At 65.2% G+C, this 15,560-nt stretch carries 12 protein-coding genes; 9 read left to right on the forward strand and 3 right to left on the reverse strand.

Annotation, left to right across the window (positions count from 1 at the left end):
- Positions 1-25 precede the first annotated feature (25 nt).
- The 3 genes from E2K99_RS12760 to E2K99_RS12770 all read left to right on the forward strand — a co-directional run bounded on the left by E2K99_RS12760 (position 26) and on the right by E2K99_RS12770 (position 3,580).
- On the forward strand, positions 26-589 hold the full coding sequence (locus tag E2K99_RS12760; RefSeq protein WP_134222444.1) for a cytochrome b: 564 nt from the start codon (positions 26-28) through the stop codon (positions 587-589).
- Positions 590-930: 341 nt separating this feature from the next.
- Complete coding sequence (locus tag E2K99_RS12765; RefSeq protein ID WP_134224099.1) at positions 931-2,958, forward strand: c-type cytochrome; 2,028 nt, start codon at positions 931-933, stop codon at positions 2,956-2,958.
- 244 nt (positions 2,959-3,202) lie between these two features.
- Positions 3,203-3,580, forward strand: a complete 378-nt coding sequence (locus E2K99_RS12770; RefSeq protein ID WP_039785798.1) for a hypothetical protein — start codon at positions 3,203-3,205, stop codon at positions 3,578-3,580.
- Positions 3,581-3,599: 19 nt separating this feature from the next.
- Here E2K99_RS12770 and E2K99_RS12775 read toward each other — a convergent pair whose 3' ends face one another.
- Together E2K99_RS12775 and E2K99_RS12780 are read right to left on the reverse strand one after the other, a co-directional pair.
- On the reverse strand, positions 3,600-5,009 hold the full coding sequence (locus E2K99_RS12775; protein ID WP_166675136.1) for a sensor histidine kinase: 1,410 nt from the start codon (positions 5,007-5,009) through the stop codon (positions 3,600-3,602).
- A 2-nt stretch (positions 5,010-5,011) separates the two neighbouring features.
- The gene (locus E2K99_RS12780; protein ID WP_134222445.1) at positions 5,012-5,689 is read right to left on the reverse strand and encodes a response regulator transcription factor; all 678 of its coding nucleotides are present in this window, start codon (positions 5,687-5,689) and stop codon (positions 5,012-5,014) included.
- A gap of 227 nt (positions 5,690-5,916) precedes the next feature.
- Here E2K99_RS12780 and E2K99_RS12785 point away from each other — a divergent pair, with 227 nt between their 5' ends.
- From E2K99_RS12785 to E2K99_RS12800, 4 genes are all read left to right on the forward strand, one after another.
- Positions 5,917-7,065 carry an efflux RND transporter periplasmic adaptor subunit gene (locus E2K99_RS12785; protein WP_134222446.1) on the forward strand — a complete coding sequence of 383 codons (1,149 nt, stop codon included), beginning with the start codon at positions 5,917-5,919 and terminating at the stop codon, positions 7,063-7,065.
- A complete protein-coding gene (locus E2K99_RS12790; protein WP_134222447.1) occupies positions 7,058-10,162 on the forward strand; it encodes an efflux RND transporter permease subunit in 3,105 nt (1,034 codons plus the stop codon). The genes E2K99_RS12785 and E2K99_RS12790 overlap by 8 nt, the downstream gene beginning before the upstream one ends.
- Before the next feature lie 13 nt (positions 10,163-10,175).
- On the forward strand, positions 10,176-11,645 hold the full coding sequence (locus tag E2K99_RS12795) for an efflux transporter outer membrane subunit (RefSeq protein ID WP_240733909.1): 1,470 nt from the start codon (positions 10,176-10,178) through the stop codon (positions 11,643-11,645).
- A gap of 74 nt (positions 11,646-11,719) precedes the next feature.
- Entirely contained in the window at positions 11,720-12,109 is a 390-nt protein-coding gene (locus tag E2K99_RS12800) for a hypothetical protein (protein WP_134222448.1), read from the forward strand.
- Positions 12,110-12,112: 3 nt separating this feature from the next.
- Here the strand turns inward: E2K99_RS12800 and E2K99_RS12805 are convergent, their stop codons facing one another.
- Positions 12,113-13,039: a LysR family transcriptional regulator gene (locus E2K99_RS12805; protein ID WP_034330341.1), complete on the reverse strand. Its 927-nt coding sequence runs from the start codon at positions 13,037-13,039 to the stop codon at positions 12,113-12,115.
- 206 nt (positions 13,040-13,245) lie between these two features.
- On the opposite strand from E2K99_RS12805, the gene E2K99_RS12810 reads away from it, so the two are divergent.
- Complete coding sequence (locus tag E2K99_RS12810) at positions 13,246-14,364, forward strand: porin (RefSeq protein WP_051156369.1); 1,119 nt, start codon at positions 13,246-13,248, stop codon at positions 14,362-14,364.
- A gap of 90 nt (positions 14,365-14,454) precedes the next feature.
- On the forward strand, positions 14,455-15,507 hold the full coding sequence (locus E2K99_RS12815; protein WP_134136378.1) for an ABC transporter substrate-binding protein: 1,053 nt from the start codon (positions 14,455-14,457) through the stop codon (positions 15,505-15,507).
- Positions 15,508-15,560: the final 53 nt, after the last annotated feature.

The following is a 15,560-nucleotide window of genomic DNA, read 5'->3' on the forward strand; positions in this document are numbered from 1 at the left end:
GCTCATTTTTCCAATGGGAACCCAGATGAACAAAACCAATAATGCCCTCGGGCAAGGCACCCGCTACCACCCCCTCTACGCCGCGCTGCACTGGCTGATGTTCATCCTGTTCGTGGTGGCGCTGGCCACCATCGAATACCGCGACGACATCCCCAAGGGCGACCCGCTGCGCGACCTGCTGCGCACGGTGCACATGCATGCCGGTCAACTGGTCCTGATCTTCGTCGTGGTGCGCCTGATCGCCCGCAAGCTGCTGGGCGTGCCGCCCGAACTGCCGCTGCCGCGCCTGCAGCAGCTGGGCGCGAGCGCCGTGCACCTGCTGCTGTATGCCGTGATGATCGGCCTGCCCATCACCGGCATCCTGTTCACCCAGGCCGGTGGCCGTGATGTGGTGTTCTTCGGCATGACGCTGCCGGTGATTCTGGCCAAGGACATGGCCGTGCGCGGTCCCATCAAGGAGGTACACGAATTCATGGGCAATGCGGTGTATTTCCTGGTCGGGCTGCATGTGCTGGGTGCGCTGTGGCACCAGTTGTTTGATCGCATGCCCATCCTGCAGCGCATGTCCTTGCGCTCGCCACGCAAGTAGGCGGATTTGCCACCCGCGCAGCGAATGCTGCGCCGCCTTCGTCGACCACGCCATCCGGACATTTCGGGTGGCGTTTTTTGTTGTGAAAGGCCGGTTTGTGAAAGCCATCAAAAACCTGACAGAGGCCGCGCCAGCGGTCTTTGCGGAAGATCAAACGGCTTCCGATCAGTGCATCGATGTGGTCACAGTGCAAGGTTTAAATGGGGCAGGTTTCACTCTCGGAATAACGATCCGGACCCATCATGACAACACTTCACCGCCCCCTTCTTCCCCTGATTTTTCTCTTGCTCGCCACGCTGATGCTCTGCTCACCGCTGGCCACTGCCGCACCGGCCATCGCCATGCCGACGAGCGCGGCCAACCTGAGCGACGATCTTCCTGCGGACTTCAGCGACGCGCTCGATGCCACTACCCGCGAGCAAATTCTGCGCGGCCGCTATGTCGCCCGGCTGGGCGACTGTGTGGCCTGCCATACGCAAGACAAGAGCAAGCCGATGGCTGGCGGCCTGGCGCTGGAGACGCCGTTCGGCAAGCTGTATTCCACCAACATCACGCCAGATCGCCAGACCGGAATCGGGCAATACAGCTTCGCCCAATTCGATCGCGTCATGCGTGAGGGCGTAACGGCGGACGGTCGCCATCTTTATCCCGCGATGCCCTACCCGTCCTACGCCAAGATGAGCGAAGAGGACATGCGCGCGCTCTATGTCTACCTGATGCAGGCGGTCAAGCCGCTGGCGCTACCCAACCGGCCGCTGGAGATGTCCTTCCCGTTCAACCAGCGCTGGGGGATGGCGCTATGGAACATGGCCTTCCTGCAAGCCGGTCCATTCCGGCCCGATCCTGCACAGTCGGCCCAATGGAATCGCGGAGCCTACATCGTGCAGGGGCCGGGGCACTGCGGGGCCTGCCATACACCGCGGGGTATCGGCATGCAGGAAAAAACCATGAGTGAATCCGGCAGCAATGGCCCACTGTTCCTCTCCGGCGAGACGGTAGAGAATTGGCGCGCGCTCGACCTTCGCGGCCGCTGGCAGCCCGCGGATGTGGCCGGGCTGCTGCGCACCGGCAGCAACCGCTTCGGTACGGTGGCAGGCAACATGGTCGACGTGGTCCAGCACAGCACGCAATACATGAGCGACGAGGATCTGCTGGCCATCGGCACGTATCTGGCCAGCCTGCCCTCGCCGGCGCGCCAGCGCCCGCCGCAGGCCACCGCAGCACCCGTCGCCGCCGCCATCCCGGCCGACCTCTACCTCTCGCGCGGCGGGCTGGGTTACGTGCAGTTCTGTGCCACCTGTCATCGTAGCGACGGCAACGGGGTGCAGGGGCTGTTCCCGCCGCTGGCGGGCAATCCGACCCTGCAAAGTCATGAGCCCGCCTCGCTGATCCACATCATGCTCACCGGTTGGCGTGCGGCGCGCACCCATGCCCAGCCCAAGGCAATGAGCATGCCGGCGTTTTCCGCGTTGAGCGATGGCGAGATTGCCGAGATTCTCAACTTTGCGCGGGCCAGTTGGGGTGGCCGTCAACAGGCGGATATCAGTGAGCGCCAAGTCGCACGGCTGCGTGCCGAACTGGGCGCGCAGCCGGCAAATACGGTGGGGCCGCGCTTCGAAGCGCCGCGCCTGGCTGACATGCTGAAAGAAAAAAATGCCGCACAGCTCATCCTTGGTGCCCGCCTCAATATCGAGACGGGACGCCTGCTGCCGCAGCACGTCGGCAACGGACTGAACTGTGCCAGCTGCCATCTCAATGCGGGCACCGTCGGCGGCGGGTCGCCCTATGTGGGCGTGTCGGCCGCCTTCCCGACTTATGCGGCACGGGCCGGGCGTGTCATCACGCTGGAAGATCGCATCAATGGCTGCTTCCCCCGCTCCATGAATGGCAAGCCACTGCCGCCGGGATCGCAGGACATGCAGGCCATGCTGGCCTACATCGAGTGGATGCGCCGTGACGCGCAGCCCGGTGAAAAAGTACCGGGACGTGGCATCGGCAAGATCGATCAGAAACTCAAGCCCGATCCGGTCAATGGCGAACGCATCTACCACGCGCAGTGTGCCGCCTGCCATGGCGCGCAGGGCGAAGGCATCCGCAGCCCGTCCGGCCAGTGGGTCTACCCGGCGCTGTGGGGCGCGCAGTCCTTCAACATCGGTGCCGGCATGGCGCGCACTTACACCGCTGCGGCCTTCGTCAAACGCAACATGCCGATCGCCCTGCATGACCGTTTCCCGCTAGGCCAAGGCGGGCTGTCGGACCAGGAAGCGGTGGATGTGGCGGAGTTCTTCACGCATCAGCCGCGTCCCGACTTCGCACCCAAGACCAGGGACTGGCCACGGGACAAGAAACCGGCCGATGCGCGTTACTGAACCTTCTGGTCGACGCAACAGCCGCGACAGCCAGCCTGATGTCAGGAAGGCTCGGTACCATGATCGATACGCACGCCTGAAGGTGCTGCCGGCCAGTTGAACGCAGGGTGGCCGGCGCTTCGCCCTCGCTGACGGACCGCTCAGTCCATGCCACGGTCTGCTCCCTGCGAGATGGCGCTGACAGGCGGCGAGCAACATCCCGGCACGCCCTGATGTCAGCCTCAGCCAATGAAGGAGCAAGCGCATGAATGACAAAACCCGCACCACCCCGATTGCATGGCTGCCGCAACCGGAAGAGCATGATTATCCGGCCGCCCAGTCCTATCTCAATCTGCTGTACGACGATGCGCATTGCGCCGAGCTGGTCCGGAAGTTGCGCGCCGCACCCATGTCCGGCTTCAAGGCCAAGGATATTCTGCGGGCCTCGGGACTGTCGCCGCTGGGCGTGAGCAATGACCACGTCGAAAAGGACATCAAGAAAATCCAGTCCGGCACCGCGCTTTCCCCGTTGCTCCTGGTGCGCCAGGAAGGCCAGCGCACCGTGGTGGCGGATGGCTACCATCGCTTGTGCGCCGTCTACAGCATCGACGAGGACGCCTCCATCCCCTGCAAGATCGTCTGAACGGCAGCGTTCTCAGGCCTTACTGCAGCGCCGTCGATCCGCCCGGGAAGTGCAGCCGGCAGGCTGCCCCCATGCCATCGCCGCGATTGCTCAGGGTGATGCTGGCACCATAGCCGTCCAGCACGGCGCGCACGATGGCCAGTCCCAGTCCGGCGCCGCTGGTCTGCCCCTGCTGCGAGGCGCGTCCGCGATAGAAGCGTTCGAACAATTGCGCCTGGTCGCCACTGGCGATGCCGGGGCCGCGATCAAGCACTTCCAGCGTGGCCCCGCCACGCTCTGCAAACACGCGGATCTCCACCGCCGAATCGGGCGCGGAGAACTTGATTGCGTTGTCCAGCAGGTTGTTCAACACCAGCAAGGCAGCGCGCTCGCCCACGCTGGCGTGGACCGTCTCCGGTGCATGCAGCTCCAGCCGGATGCGTCTTGCAGCGGCCGTGCCTTGCCATCTGGCGATGGCCTCGCGCATCACCGCATCCAGCGCAATGCGCTCGGGTTGTCGGCTTTCCTGACCGGCATCGAGGCGCGCCAGCTGCAGCAGCTCCTCGACCATGCTGGTCAGCCCGGCCACTTCCTCCAGGCAGGATTGCAGTGTGGCGACCTGCTCCTGCACCGAACGGGGCCGTCGCAGCGACAGCTCGATCTCGGTGCGCAGGCGCGACAGCGGCGAGCGGATCTCATGGGCGGCATTGGCGGTGAAGTTGCGCTGCAGTTCAAAGGCGCGCTGCAGCCGTGCCAGCATGGAATTGAGGGTGTCCACCAGATGCCCGATCTCGTCATCGCTGCCCGGATGCGCGAGCCGCTCGCCCAGGCTGGCATCGCTGATGCGGCGCGCCTGCGCGGCGATGCGCTCGACCGTGCCGAACAGGCGGCCGGTGAGAATCGCCCCCGCCGCCGCCAGCGCCAGCAGCAGCGCCACGGCCAGGCCGCCGAACAGCAAGGCGGCTGATTCGACGATATGGTCCGCATCGTCCAGCGACCCGGCCACCAGCACCGCAAACCGGCGCTCGCCCAGCTTGACCGGGACCGCCGCCATGCGCAAGGGTTCTTCGCTGGCCTTGGGCAGAGTTTCAAAGACGGTCTGTCCCCCCTCCAGGCGCTTGAGCAGGTCGGCCGAGACCGGCAGGGTTCCCGCACCCAGGTTGTTGCTGCGCGCGAGCACCTGGCCGTCGGCATCGATGATCTGTACCAGCCGGTCCAGCCGCACCAGCGAAGGCGGTGCCGTACCGGCACGCGGTTCGTGGACGTGGATGGCATCGGGCGCACCCTCGGCCAGCAGGCCCGCCTCGGTCTCGCCCAGTGCCAGCAGCGCCGCATCGAGCTGGCCCAGCACCGATTGCGACAGCAGCCACCAGCCCGCTGCCGCCGCACACGTCACGATCAGCACCACGGCCAGCGTATGCACCAGCAGCAGCCGTTTGCGAAAACCCATGCTCATGGCGCGCCGTCACCGCGCATGCGAAAGCCCTGCCCGCGCAAAGTCTCGATCAGCGCCGGCCGGCCATCGGCTTCGATCTTGCGGCGCAGGTTCTTGATGTGGACGTCCATCAGGTTGTCGATGGCGATCAGGTCGGCATGCCAGACTTCTTCGGCCAGTTGCTGGCGGCTGACCACCTGGCCGCTGTGGCGCACCAGCAGCACCAGTACGGCGTATTCCTTCTGCGTCAGGTCCAGCCGCTGGCCGTCGCGCATCACCTCATGCGCCAGCAGGTCGATGCGCAGATCGGCCAGCTGCAGATGCAGGACCTGCAGCTGGCGCGGACGGCGCAGCAAGGCATGCAGGCGGGCCAGCAATTCCTCGAAGGCGAAGGGCTTGGCCAGGTAGTCGTCGACCCCGGCATGCAGGCCCTCGACCTTCTCGCCCAGTGCATCGCGCGCGGTCAGCATGAGGATGGGCCACAGCACCTGCGACTGGCGCACGCGCCGGCACAGCGCCAGACCGTCGATGCCGGGCAGCATGCGGTCGAAGATGGCCACGTCGAAGGGACGATCCAGCAGCGCCAGCGCCTCTTCCGCACTGTGCGCCACCGTCACCGCGAAACCTTCTTCCTGCAAGCCCTGGGCCAGCAGTCGCGCGGCTTTCATGTCGTCTTCCACCAACAGGAGTTGCATACCTTTCCATTCACGTGCGTCATCGAGATCGGGATTAAACCATGGGCTGGCGGCCCGTTTCCTGAAGAAACATTCAGAAACCTCGGAAACCAGGCCCCCTATCATAGCGACGTTTTCTGCAGCGCGGCCCACGGCGACGGCCCGGCGGCGCGGCTGCAAGACACAGCGGCGACTTCGCCACGCGGACACCCGTCCCTCCCCCCAACCGCACAGTCCACGGTGCCACCATGAAAACCAGAATCTCCACGCGCAGTGGCGTCCTCGCCCTGCTCGGCGCAGCCGCTTTGCTTGTCATCGCCGTACGCGGCACCCTGCCGCTCATGGCCGGCGAGCTCAAGCCGAATCCGGCCGCCAGTCCCACGCTGACCCACGAAGGCGAGGCCATCGTCGTTCCTGCGGGCTCGGCGCTGCGCAGTACCCTCAAAACCGCCACCATCGAGGCCCGTCCGATGGCCATCCCCTTCAGCCTGCCGGCGGTGGTGGAGGCTGATCCGGCCAAACTGGCCAGGATCCTGCCCCCGACGACCGGGCGCATCGTGCTGCTGCACAAGCGCCTGGGCGATGCGGTCAAGGCCGGCGAAGTCTTGTTCGAAATCGATTCCTCCGACCTGGGCCAGGCCGTCAGCGATGCGCGCAAGGCGCAGGCAGCGGTGCAGCTCGCACGACGCAATCTGGAACGCCAGCGCAGCCTGGACCAGGCCAACATTTCCGCGCGGCGCGACCTGGAACAGGCGCAGAGCGACTATGAGCAGGCCGACAGCGAAGCCGCCCGCGCCCAGGCGCGCGTGGCCGCACTCGGCGGCACCGCCAGCAGCAGCGGTGCCGCGCGGCTGGCGGTGCGCTCGCCCGTGACTGGCCACGTGATCGAACTCAACGCCGCCGCCGGCAGCTTCTGGAACGACGCCACGGCCTCGGTGATGACGGTGGCCGATCTGTCCTCCGTCTACGTCACCGCCAGCGCCCAGGAGAAGGACCTGGCGCGCCTGCGCCCCGGCCAGGACGCCGAGCTGACGTTGGACGCCTATCCCGGCCAGGTGCTGCCATCGAGGGTGCAATCGGTGGCCCAGGTACTGGACCCGGATACCCGCACCGTGAAGGTCCGCATGCGCGCCGCCAATCCCGATGAACGGCTCAAGCCGGGCATGTTCGCCCAGGCCACCCTGCACGAGCCGTCCCGGCCCGGTCTGCTGGTGCCCATGACGGCGGTGGTGCAAAGCGGCTTTGCCAATCGCGTCTTCGTGGAAGTGGCCCCGTGGAAATTCGCCGCCCGCAAGGTCAGCCTCGGCGCGCAGATCGGCGATGCGGTCGAAGTGACCGCCGGTCTGGCATCGGGCGACCGCGTCGTCACCCAGGATGGAGTGCTGCTCAATGATTGAACGTCTCGTCAACCTCTGCTTCCAGCGCCGCGGCATCGTCCAGTTGGTGTTCCTGCTGGCCGCCCTGTACGGCTGGTATTGCTGGAACCAGCTGCCGCTGGAAGCCTATCCCGACATCGCCGACGTCACCTCGCAGGTGGTCACCCAGGTCAACGGCCTGGCCGCCGAAGAGGTGGAACAGCAGATCACCATTCCGCTGGAGCGCCAGATCATGGGCACGCCGGGCATGCACGTGATGCGCTCGGAGAGCACCTTTGGCCTCTCGCTCATCACGGTGGTCTTCAATGATGGTGCCGAAGACTACTGGTCCCGCCAGCGCCTGCAGGAGCGCATTGCTGCCGTCAGCCTGCCCTATGGCGCGCAGCCGGGGCTGGATGCGCTGACCTCGCCCATCGGCGAGATCTACCGCTATACCCTGCAATCGAAGACGCGCGACCTGCGTGAACTCTCCGAGCTGCAATTCTGGAAGGTGATCCCGCGCCTCAAGCAAGTCTCCGGCGTGGTGGATGTGTCCAATTTCGGCGGGCTCACGACGCAGTTCATGCTGCAGCTGGATCCGGCCAAACTGGTCAAGTACAACACCTCGCTGAGCCAGATCAGCCAGGCCATCTCGGCGAACAATGCCAATGCCGGCGGCAGCATCATGAAACGCGGCGAACAGGGCCTGGTCATTCGCGGCGTCGGACTCATCCGCAGCCTGGACGACCTGGGCAATATCGTGGTGTCGCAAAAGAATGGCGTGCCGGTACTGGTCAAGGATCTGGGCCAGGTGGTGCTGGGCAACCAGGAGCGCCATGGCGTGCTGGGCATCGATGGCCAGTCCGATGCCATCGAAGGCATCACCCTGCTGTTGAAGAACGAGAATCCCTCGCGCGTGATGGAAGGCGTCCATGCGGCCGTGCAGGACCTCAACGAGCACATCCTGCCCAAGGACGTGAAGATCGTGCCCTACATCGACCGCAGCAAGCTGGTGGACGCCACCGTGCATACGGTCGGCAAGACGCTGGTGGAAGGCATGCTGCTGGTGTCGCTGGTGCTGCTGCTGTTCCTGGGCAGTGCGCGCGCAGCGGCCATCGTGGCCATGACCATTCCGCTGTCGCTGCTGACGGCCTTCATCCTGATGCATCATTTCAAGATCCCGGCCAACCTGCTGTCGCTGGGGGCGATCGACTTCGGCATCCTGGTCGATGGTGCCATCGTGCTGGTGGAAAGCGTGCTGCGCCTGCGCGAAGAACGTCCGCAAGGCGAGATTACCGGTGCCGACATCCAGCAGCTGATGCGCCAGCTGGCGCGGCCGATCTTCTTCGGCATGCTGGTCATCATCATTGCCTACCTGCCCCTGTTCGCCTTCCAGCGCATCGAGTACAAGCTGTTCGCGCCGATGGCCTTTGCGGTCGGCTTCGCCCTGCTGGGCGCGCTGCTGGTGGCCTTGCTGCTGACGCCCGGCCTGTCTTGGCTGGCCTATCGCAAACCGGTGAAGATTTTCCATAACCCGGTGCTGGCCTGGCTGGAGCCGCGTTACCGCCAGGTGCTGGGACGACTGGTCGGCAAATCCCGCTTCGTGCTGGCCGCCACCGCCCTGACCCTGGCCGCTATCGGCGTGCTGGGAGCGACCATCGGTCGCGACTTCCTGCCGTATCTGGATGAGGGCTCGATCTGGCTGCAGGTGCAATTGCCGCCGGGCGTGTCGCTGGACAAGGCCAGCGAGCTGGCCGACCGGCTGCGTGCCGCGACCCGCGAGTTTCCCGAGGTCGAGCACATCGTGACCCAGGTGGGCCGCAATGACGATGGCACCGATCCGTTCACGCCCTCCCACATCGAGGCTGCGGTGACGCTGCATCCCTATTCCGAATGGGCCTCCGGCTGGACCAAGCAGGAACTGATCGCGCACATGGCCGAGCGCTACAAGAAGCTGGCCGGCATCGATGTCGGTTTCACGCAGCCCATGATCGATGGCGTGCTGGACAAGCTCTCCGGCTCGCACAGCGACCTGGCCGTCAAGATCTACGGCAACGACTTCGGCGAGATGCGCGTGCTGGCCACGGCCGTGCAAGGCGTGCTGCAGGACGTGCCGGGCGCGGCTGACGTGGTCATCGACCAGGAGCCGCGCCTGCCCCAGGTGCGCGTGAATGTGGACCGTGCTGCCGCGGCCCGGCTGGGCATCAACGTGGCCGACATCATGGCGCTGATCCAGACCGGCATCGGCGGCAGTCCGGTGACCCAGGTCTTCATCGAGGAACGCAGCTACAACGTGGCCGCCGTCTTCAATGGCCGCGCCCGCTCCACGCCCGAGGCGCTGGGCAACCTGACGCTGGTGGCCGCCAACGGCGCGCACATCGCACTGTCGCAGGTGGCGCACATCAGCATGGAAGATGGCGAGACCACCATCACCCGCGAGATGAACCGCCGCCACCTGACGGTGCGCCTGAACCTGCGCGGCCGCGACCTGGCCTCCTTCCTGGATGACGCCAAGGCACGCATCGCGCAGCAGGTGCAGTACGACCACGGCCGCTACCAGATCGCCTGGGGTGGCCAGTTCGAGAACCAGCAACGCGCCCAGGCGCGCCTGGCGCTGATCCTGCCGATGGCGCTGGCCCTGATGTTCGTGCTGCTGTTTGCCGAGTTCAAGAACCTGCGCCAGCCTGCGCTCATTCTGCTGTGCGTTCCGCTGGCCACGCTGGGCGGACTGGTGGCGCTGCATCTGCGCGGCATGACGCTCAACGTGTCCTCGGCGGTGGGCTTCATTGCCCTGTTCGGGGTGGCCGTGCTCAACGCCATCATCATGATGTCGAACCTGAATCGCTGGGTTGCCCGGTCCGGCCTGCCGTTGCGCGAAGCCGTCATCAGCGCTGCGCTGGAACGCATGCGGCCAGTGCTCATGACCGCTACGGTTGCCGCGCTCGGCCTGGTCCCGGCCGCCATTGCCCACGGCCTGGGCAGCGACGTGCAGCGGCCGCTGGCCACGGTAGTGGTGGGCGGCCTGATGAGTGCCACCCTGCTGACCCTGGTCTTGCTGCCCGCCTTGTACTACCTGGTCGAATCGAAGCTGGCGCGGCCTGCGCAAGCGCCTTCCGATGACCCTGCCAACGCCCGATGAGGATGACTTCATCATGTTCCTGACTCCTGTCACTCCCCGCCTGCTGCGCTGGCCCTGCCTGGCCTGCAGCACCGCGCTCGCGCTGACCCTCGGCGGCTGCGCCGTCGGTCCTGACTTCAAACAACCCGCTGCCCCGGCGGTCAGCAGCTACACCGCCGAGAAGGTGGAAACCACAGCGTCTCTCGATGGCCAGCATTTCGTGGCCGGGCAGGATGTGCCGGCGCAGTGGTGGAAGGTCTTTGGCTCGCCGGCGCTGGATGCGCTGGTCGACCAGGCCCTGGCCCACAACGCCGACCTGGAAGCGGCGCAGGCCGCCCTGCGCGCGGCGCGCGAGTCCGCCGCAGCCCAGGGCGGCGGGCTCTGGCCCAGCGTGGACCTGCATTTCATGCCCACGCGCCAGAAGGTCGCCGATACCCTGGCCAGTCCGTTGGCCGACAACAGCTACATCTACAACCTGCACACCGCCCAGCTCAATATCGCCTATGCCCCGGACATCTTCGGCGGAACGCGCCGCCAGATCGAGGCGGGCCGGGCGCAGGCCGAGGTGCAGCGCTTCCAGCGCAATGCCACCTACCTGACGCTGGTGTCCAACGTGGTGCTGGCCGTGGTCAATGAAGCGGCGCTGCGTGAGCAGTTGCAGGCCGCTGAACAGGCCGCCGCTCTGGCCGCACGGCAGCTGGATCTGGTGCGCCAGCAACGCGCGCTGGGGGCGCTGGGGCTGGCTGACGTGGCGGCCCAGGAAAGCCTGCTGGCGCAGGCCCAAGCGGCCTTGCCGGCCCTGCGCAAGCAACTGGCCCAGCAGCGCGACCAGATCGCCGTGCTGGCAGGACGCTTCCCCGGGGAAGGCGGCAGCCCGCAACTGCCGCTGTCGGCCCTGACCCTGCCGGCCGAGCTGCCGCTGAGCCTGCCGTCGACGCTGGTGCAGCAACGCCCCGACGTGCGCGCCGCGCAGGCGCAACTGCAGGCGGCCTCGGCCCAGGTCGGCGTGGCCATCGCCAACCGGCTGCCCAGCTTCAACATCACCGGCACCATCGGCAGCTCGGCGCAGGAGTTCTCCAAACTGTTCACCTCGGGACCCGGCTTCTGGACCTTGGGGCTGGACCTGGCCACGCCCCTCTTCCATGGCGGCAGTCTGCAGCATCAGCAGCGCGCGGCTGAGGCCGGGCTGGATCAGGCCGGCGCGCAGTACCGCAGTGTGGTGCTGGGCGCGTTCCAGAACGTGGCCGACACCTTGCATGCCATTGCTGCCGACGCCGACGGGCTGGCAGCTGCCACACGCGCCGAGAGCGCGGCTCAGCGCAGCTTCGATGCCGCGCAGACGCAATGGAAGGCCGGCATCGCGGGCTATCCGCAGGTCCTGCTGGCACAGCAGAACCTGCTGACGGCCAGCCAGTCGCGGCTGCAGGCGCAAGCCGCGCGCCTGGCCGATACCGTGGCGCTGTTCCAGGCACTGGGCGGCGGCTGGTGGCATCAGGACCTGTAACAGCGCACACCACGACAATCTCACGGAGGGCGCGGCCAGCATGCCGCCGCTCTCCGTCATCCGGAGACCCCATCATGAAACTGCCCCCGACCTCTTTGCTCTTGCTGCTGAGCGCGCTGGCCCTGACGGCCTGTGCCTGGACGCCATCATCTCCGGCCCACCGAGCCAGCAACACGCCCGGTGTGGTGGAAGGCTTCCTCTATCCGGACACGCCGGCCGACCAGTTGCCACCCTGCGTGGCAAGACAACTGGCCAAGCTGCGTGGCGGCACGCGCTTTGCCGCCATCGGCTATCGCCACTGGGCCAGCCATTTCCATGGCACCGCCTACACCGCGCTGGCCGACGGCACCGCTTTGCAACTGCATCAGAAGGTGCTGATTGTTCCCGGAGACTGCAATCGCGGCGAGCTGGCGCAACTACTGGAACCGACCTGGATTCCCGTCATGAACAACGCCACCCCGTAATGCTCAGAACCAGTGATTGGCCTGCTTCAGATCGCTGCGCAGCTCGCGGAAGCAGTGATCGGTCCAGTGGCTGCGGCTGACCTCATTGCGGCGCATGAGAACGATCTTGCGTTTCAGGGTCGGCTGCCGCAGCGGGGCCACGTGCAGGCTGTCATCGCGCAGATACGTGGTGTAGAGGCTGGGCATGATGCCGATGGCAATACCCGAGCGCACCACGCCGTAGAGTGATTCGCTGTGCACGACCTGATAGCGCCGCGAGGACGCCAGCCCGTGCTGCATCAGCGCTGCGGAAGCAAATTCCCATACGCTGCCCTGCGTGAACAGCACGATCTCTTCCCCCGCCATCTGCCGCCACTGCACTTCCTTGGCCCCCGACAGGGGATGGCGGCGCGAGACGATCAGCACCAGTTCATCTTCGAACAGCGTTACGGTCTCCAGCGTCTGCGAGGACAGCGAATCGGGCGGCTTGATGCCCACGCAGAAATCCAGCTTGCCCGAATGCAGCGCGTCCAGCAGGGCATCGTTGGGCATGTCCTGTAGCAGAATTTCCACATGTTCGTCATGCGCCTGGTTGTAGCGCGCGATCACCGCCGCCGTCAGCGTCACCGCCGAGGGAATCGCCCCGACCCGGATGCGATGGCGACCGGTGCCGATGGCGTGCTCGATGTCGTCGAAGATGTTGCTGGCCGTATTGAGCAGATGGCGGGCGTATTCCAGCACCACGCTGCCCTGCGCGGTCAGGCTGATCTGGTGCGTGGTGCGGTCGAAAAGCCGCGTGCCGAGCTGGTTTTCGAGCTGCTTGATGGAAGCCGACAGCGCCGGCTGGGTCACCGCCAGGGCATCCGCAGCGCGGCTGAAGCTGTTGGTGTCGGCCAGGGTGACCAGCGCCTGCAGATGGCGCAGGGTGACTTTCTGATTCAGTTTGATCATGGCAAGCCCGCAAAACAAGTTGGCAATCCCCCAGTCCATGCAGAATCAGCTGACGGGAAACGCGGCATCGTTATAAATTGAATTTATGAAATTATAAATATAAACAAATTATATTATTTAACGTCTTGTCCTATCCTCCACACCGTTCGCAGCGAATTCCAACAATGAACGGTCGCAAGGCCATCTTCAACACCACAGGGGCAGGCATGAAAAAACACTGGATGATAGGCGCGCTGGCCATTCCGGCAGCGCTGGCAGGCGCACAGGCACAGGCGCAGAGCAAGGTCGAGATCTACGGTCTCATCTCGGGCGGCGTGGGGTATCTCACCAACCAGGGCGGTCCGCACAACTTCGAGGCGCTCTCGGGCACCAACCAGAATCCGCGCATCGGCTTCCGCGGCCAGGAAGACCTGGGCGGCGGCACCCGCGCCATCTTCACGCTGGAAAACGGCTTCAACATGATGACCGGCGCGGCCTCGCAGAGTGGCCGCCTGTTCGGCCGCCAGTCCTGGGTCGGCCTGGCCTCCAACAGCATGGGTACCGTGACCCTGGGCCGCCAGTACGAAGCGGTCAAGGACTACCTGGGTCCGGTGGTCATCGCCAGCAACGGCGTGCACATCGGCGACAACGACAACGGCTACAACAACCTGCGCGTGCAGAACTCGGTCAAGTATGTCAGCCCGATGTTCAACGATTTCAACGTCACCGCCTTGTATGGATTTGGCGAAGCCGCCGGTGATGCATCGGTCAACCGCGTCATGAGCATCGGCTCCGGCTACAAGGGCGGCAACTTCCGCTGGGCCGTGGCCTTCACCCAGATGGACCAGCCCAACAGCACCAAGAGCCCCGATGGCGCCATGGGCAACGACTACGCCAGCTCGCTGCTGATCTTCAACAAGAGCGCGGTCAACAGCTCGGCCGGCGTACGCCGCCAGCGCATCGCCGGTACCGGCGGTTTCTATACCGTCGGCAAGACCGACTTCGGTGCCATGTACAGCAACGTCAAGTACGAATACCTGGACAACACCAAGCTGACGCTGCAGAACTTCGACATCAACCTGGTGCACCACTACACGCCGGCGCTGAACCTGGGCGCGTCCTACTTCTATACCACCGGCAAGTACGACACCATCAACAAGAACCCGAAGTGGCACCAGATCAACCTGCAGGCAGATTACTTCCTGTCCAAGCGCACCGACGTGGCCATCACCTACAGCTACCAGCTGGCGGCAGGTGATGCGACCAAGGCCACCATCTTCGGTTTCCCCTCGTCCAGCGACAAGAAGCAGGCCGTGCTGATGCTGGGCATGCGTCACGTGTTCTAAGTTTCATCTGCTCTCCCCCGGCCTGGCCAGTGGCTCCCGCGCTGGCCGGGCCTACAATATGCAGTCTTTTTACCGGTATCAAGGATCGCCATGTTCAAGCCCGCTCGTTGCTCTCGTCCCCTCGCCGCCCTGGCCATGACCGGCCTCGGCCTGTCCCTGCTGGCGGCCCCGGCCCACGCGGAAAAGCGCACGCTGGTGCTGTCGGCGTATCCGATTTCCCAGCCGCTGTTCAACAAGCTGGTCTATGCGCCCTTCAAGGAAAAATGCGGCTGCGAGATCGTGGTGGAAACCGGCAACAATGCCGACCGCATCGCCAAGCTCGACGCCCGCCGCAACAATCCGGTGGTGGACCTGGTGCTGCTGTCGGACTTCGGCATGCTCGAAGCGGCGCGCAAGGGCCTGGTGCAGCCGCTGGACTATGCCAAGCTGAAGAATTACAGCCAGATCTATCCCTTCGCCCGCAATCCCATCGGCGGCAATTACGCGGTCGGCTACACCATCTATTCGGTCGGCCTGGTGTACCGCAGCGACAAGACGCGTGCCCCGCAATCCTGGAAAGACCTGTGGAGTCCCGAACTGAAGGGCCGCCTGGCGCTGCCCGACGTGAGCACCACGCAAGGCCCGCTGGCCCTGCAGATGGCCGACCTGGCCTGGGGTGGCAAGGGCGGCGACTATGCCACCGGCATGCAGAAGATCCTCTCGATCAAGAACAACGTGGTGACCTTCACCAAGAACAGCGCGCAGTTGTCGTCGCTGTTCGCCCAGGACGAGATCTGGGTGGCACCCGTAGCACGCTTCACCTGGTCGCAACTGATGAAGACCGGCATGCCGCTGAAATGGGCCATCCCCGCCGAGGGCCAGGCCGCCGGCATGAACGTGATGGGCATCGTCGCCAAATCGAAGAATGCCGACCTGGCCTACCAGCTGATGGACTTCTGGCTCTCCAAGGAGGTGCAGACGGCGCTGGCCATGGAACTGGTGGATTCGCCGGTCAATACCCAAGTCGTGCTGCCCAAGGACAAGGCCGAATTCAATACCTATGGCGGTGAACACATCGCCTCGCTCAAGTTCGTCAAGCCGGAAGACCTGCTGAAGTACCGCTCGGGCTGGCTGGAACAGTGGAACAAGGGCATCAGCAAATAAGCGAAATCCTTCATGTCGCGGCGACGCCTGCCCGGTGCAGTGCGCCGCCCTTT

The sequence above is a fragment of the Herbaspirillum huttiense genome (assembly GCF_004367745.1).
Lineage (GTDB): Bacteria > Pseudomonadota > Gammaproteobacteria > Burkholderiales > Burkholderiaceae_D > Herbaspirillum > Herbaspirillum huttiense.

Bases quoted from the DNA above. Each gene is read 5' to 3' on its own strand.
- E2K99_RS12810 (WP_051156369.1), top strand. From the start codon at position 13,246: ATGAAAAAACACTGGATGATAGGCGCGCTGGCCATTCCGGCAGCGCTG.
- E2K99_RS12770 (WP_039785798.1), top strand. From the start codon at position 3,203: ATGAATGACAAAACCCGCACCACCCCGATTGCATGGCTGCCGCAACCG.
- E2K99_RS12775 (WP_166675136.1), bottom strand. From the start codon at position 5,009: ATGGGTTTTCGCAAACGGCTGCTGCTGGTGCATACGCTGGCCGTGGTG.
- E2K99_RS12795 (WP_240733909.1), top strand. From the start codon at position 10,176: ATGTTCCTGACTCCTGTCACTCCCCGCCTGCTGCGCTGGCCCTGCCTG.
- E2K99_RS12805 (WP_034330341.1), bottom strand. From the start codon at position 13,039: ATGATCAAACTGAATCAGAAAGTCACCCTGCGCCATCTGCAGGCGCTG.
- E2K99_RS12780 (WP_134222445.1), bottom strand. From the start codon at position 5,689: ATGCAACTCCTGTTGGTGGAAGACGACATGAAAGCCGCGCGACTGCTG.
- E2K99_RS12790 (WP_134222447.1), top strand. From the start codon at position 7,058: ATGATTGAACGTCTCGTCAACCTCTGCTTCCAGCGCCGCGGCATCGTC.
- E2K99_RS12815 (WP_134136378.1), top strand. From the start codon at position 14,455: ATGTTCAAGCCCGCTCGTTGCTCTCGTCCCCTCGCCGCCCTGGCCATG.
- E2K99_RS12760 (WP_134222444.1), top strand. From the start codon at position 26: ATGAACAAAACCAATAATGCCCTCGGGCAAGGCACCCGCTACCACCCC.
- E2K99_RS12800 (WP_134222448.1), top strand. From the start codon at position 11,720: ATGAAACTGCCCCCGACCTCTTTGCTCTTGCTGCTGAGCGCGCTGGCC.
- E2K99_RS12785 (WP_134222446.1), top strand. From the start codon at position 5,917: ATGAAAACCAGAATCTCCACGCGCAGTGGCGTCCTCGCCCTGCTCGGC.
- E2K99_RS12765 (WP_134224099.1), top strand. From the start codon at position 931: ATGCCGACGAGCGCGGCCAACCTGAGCGACGATCTTCCTGCGGACTTC.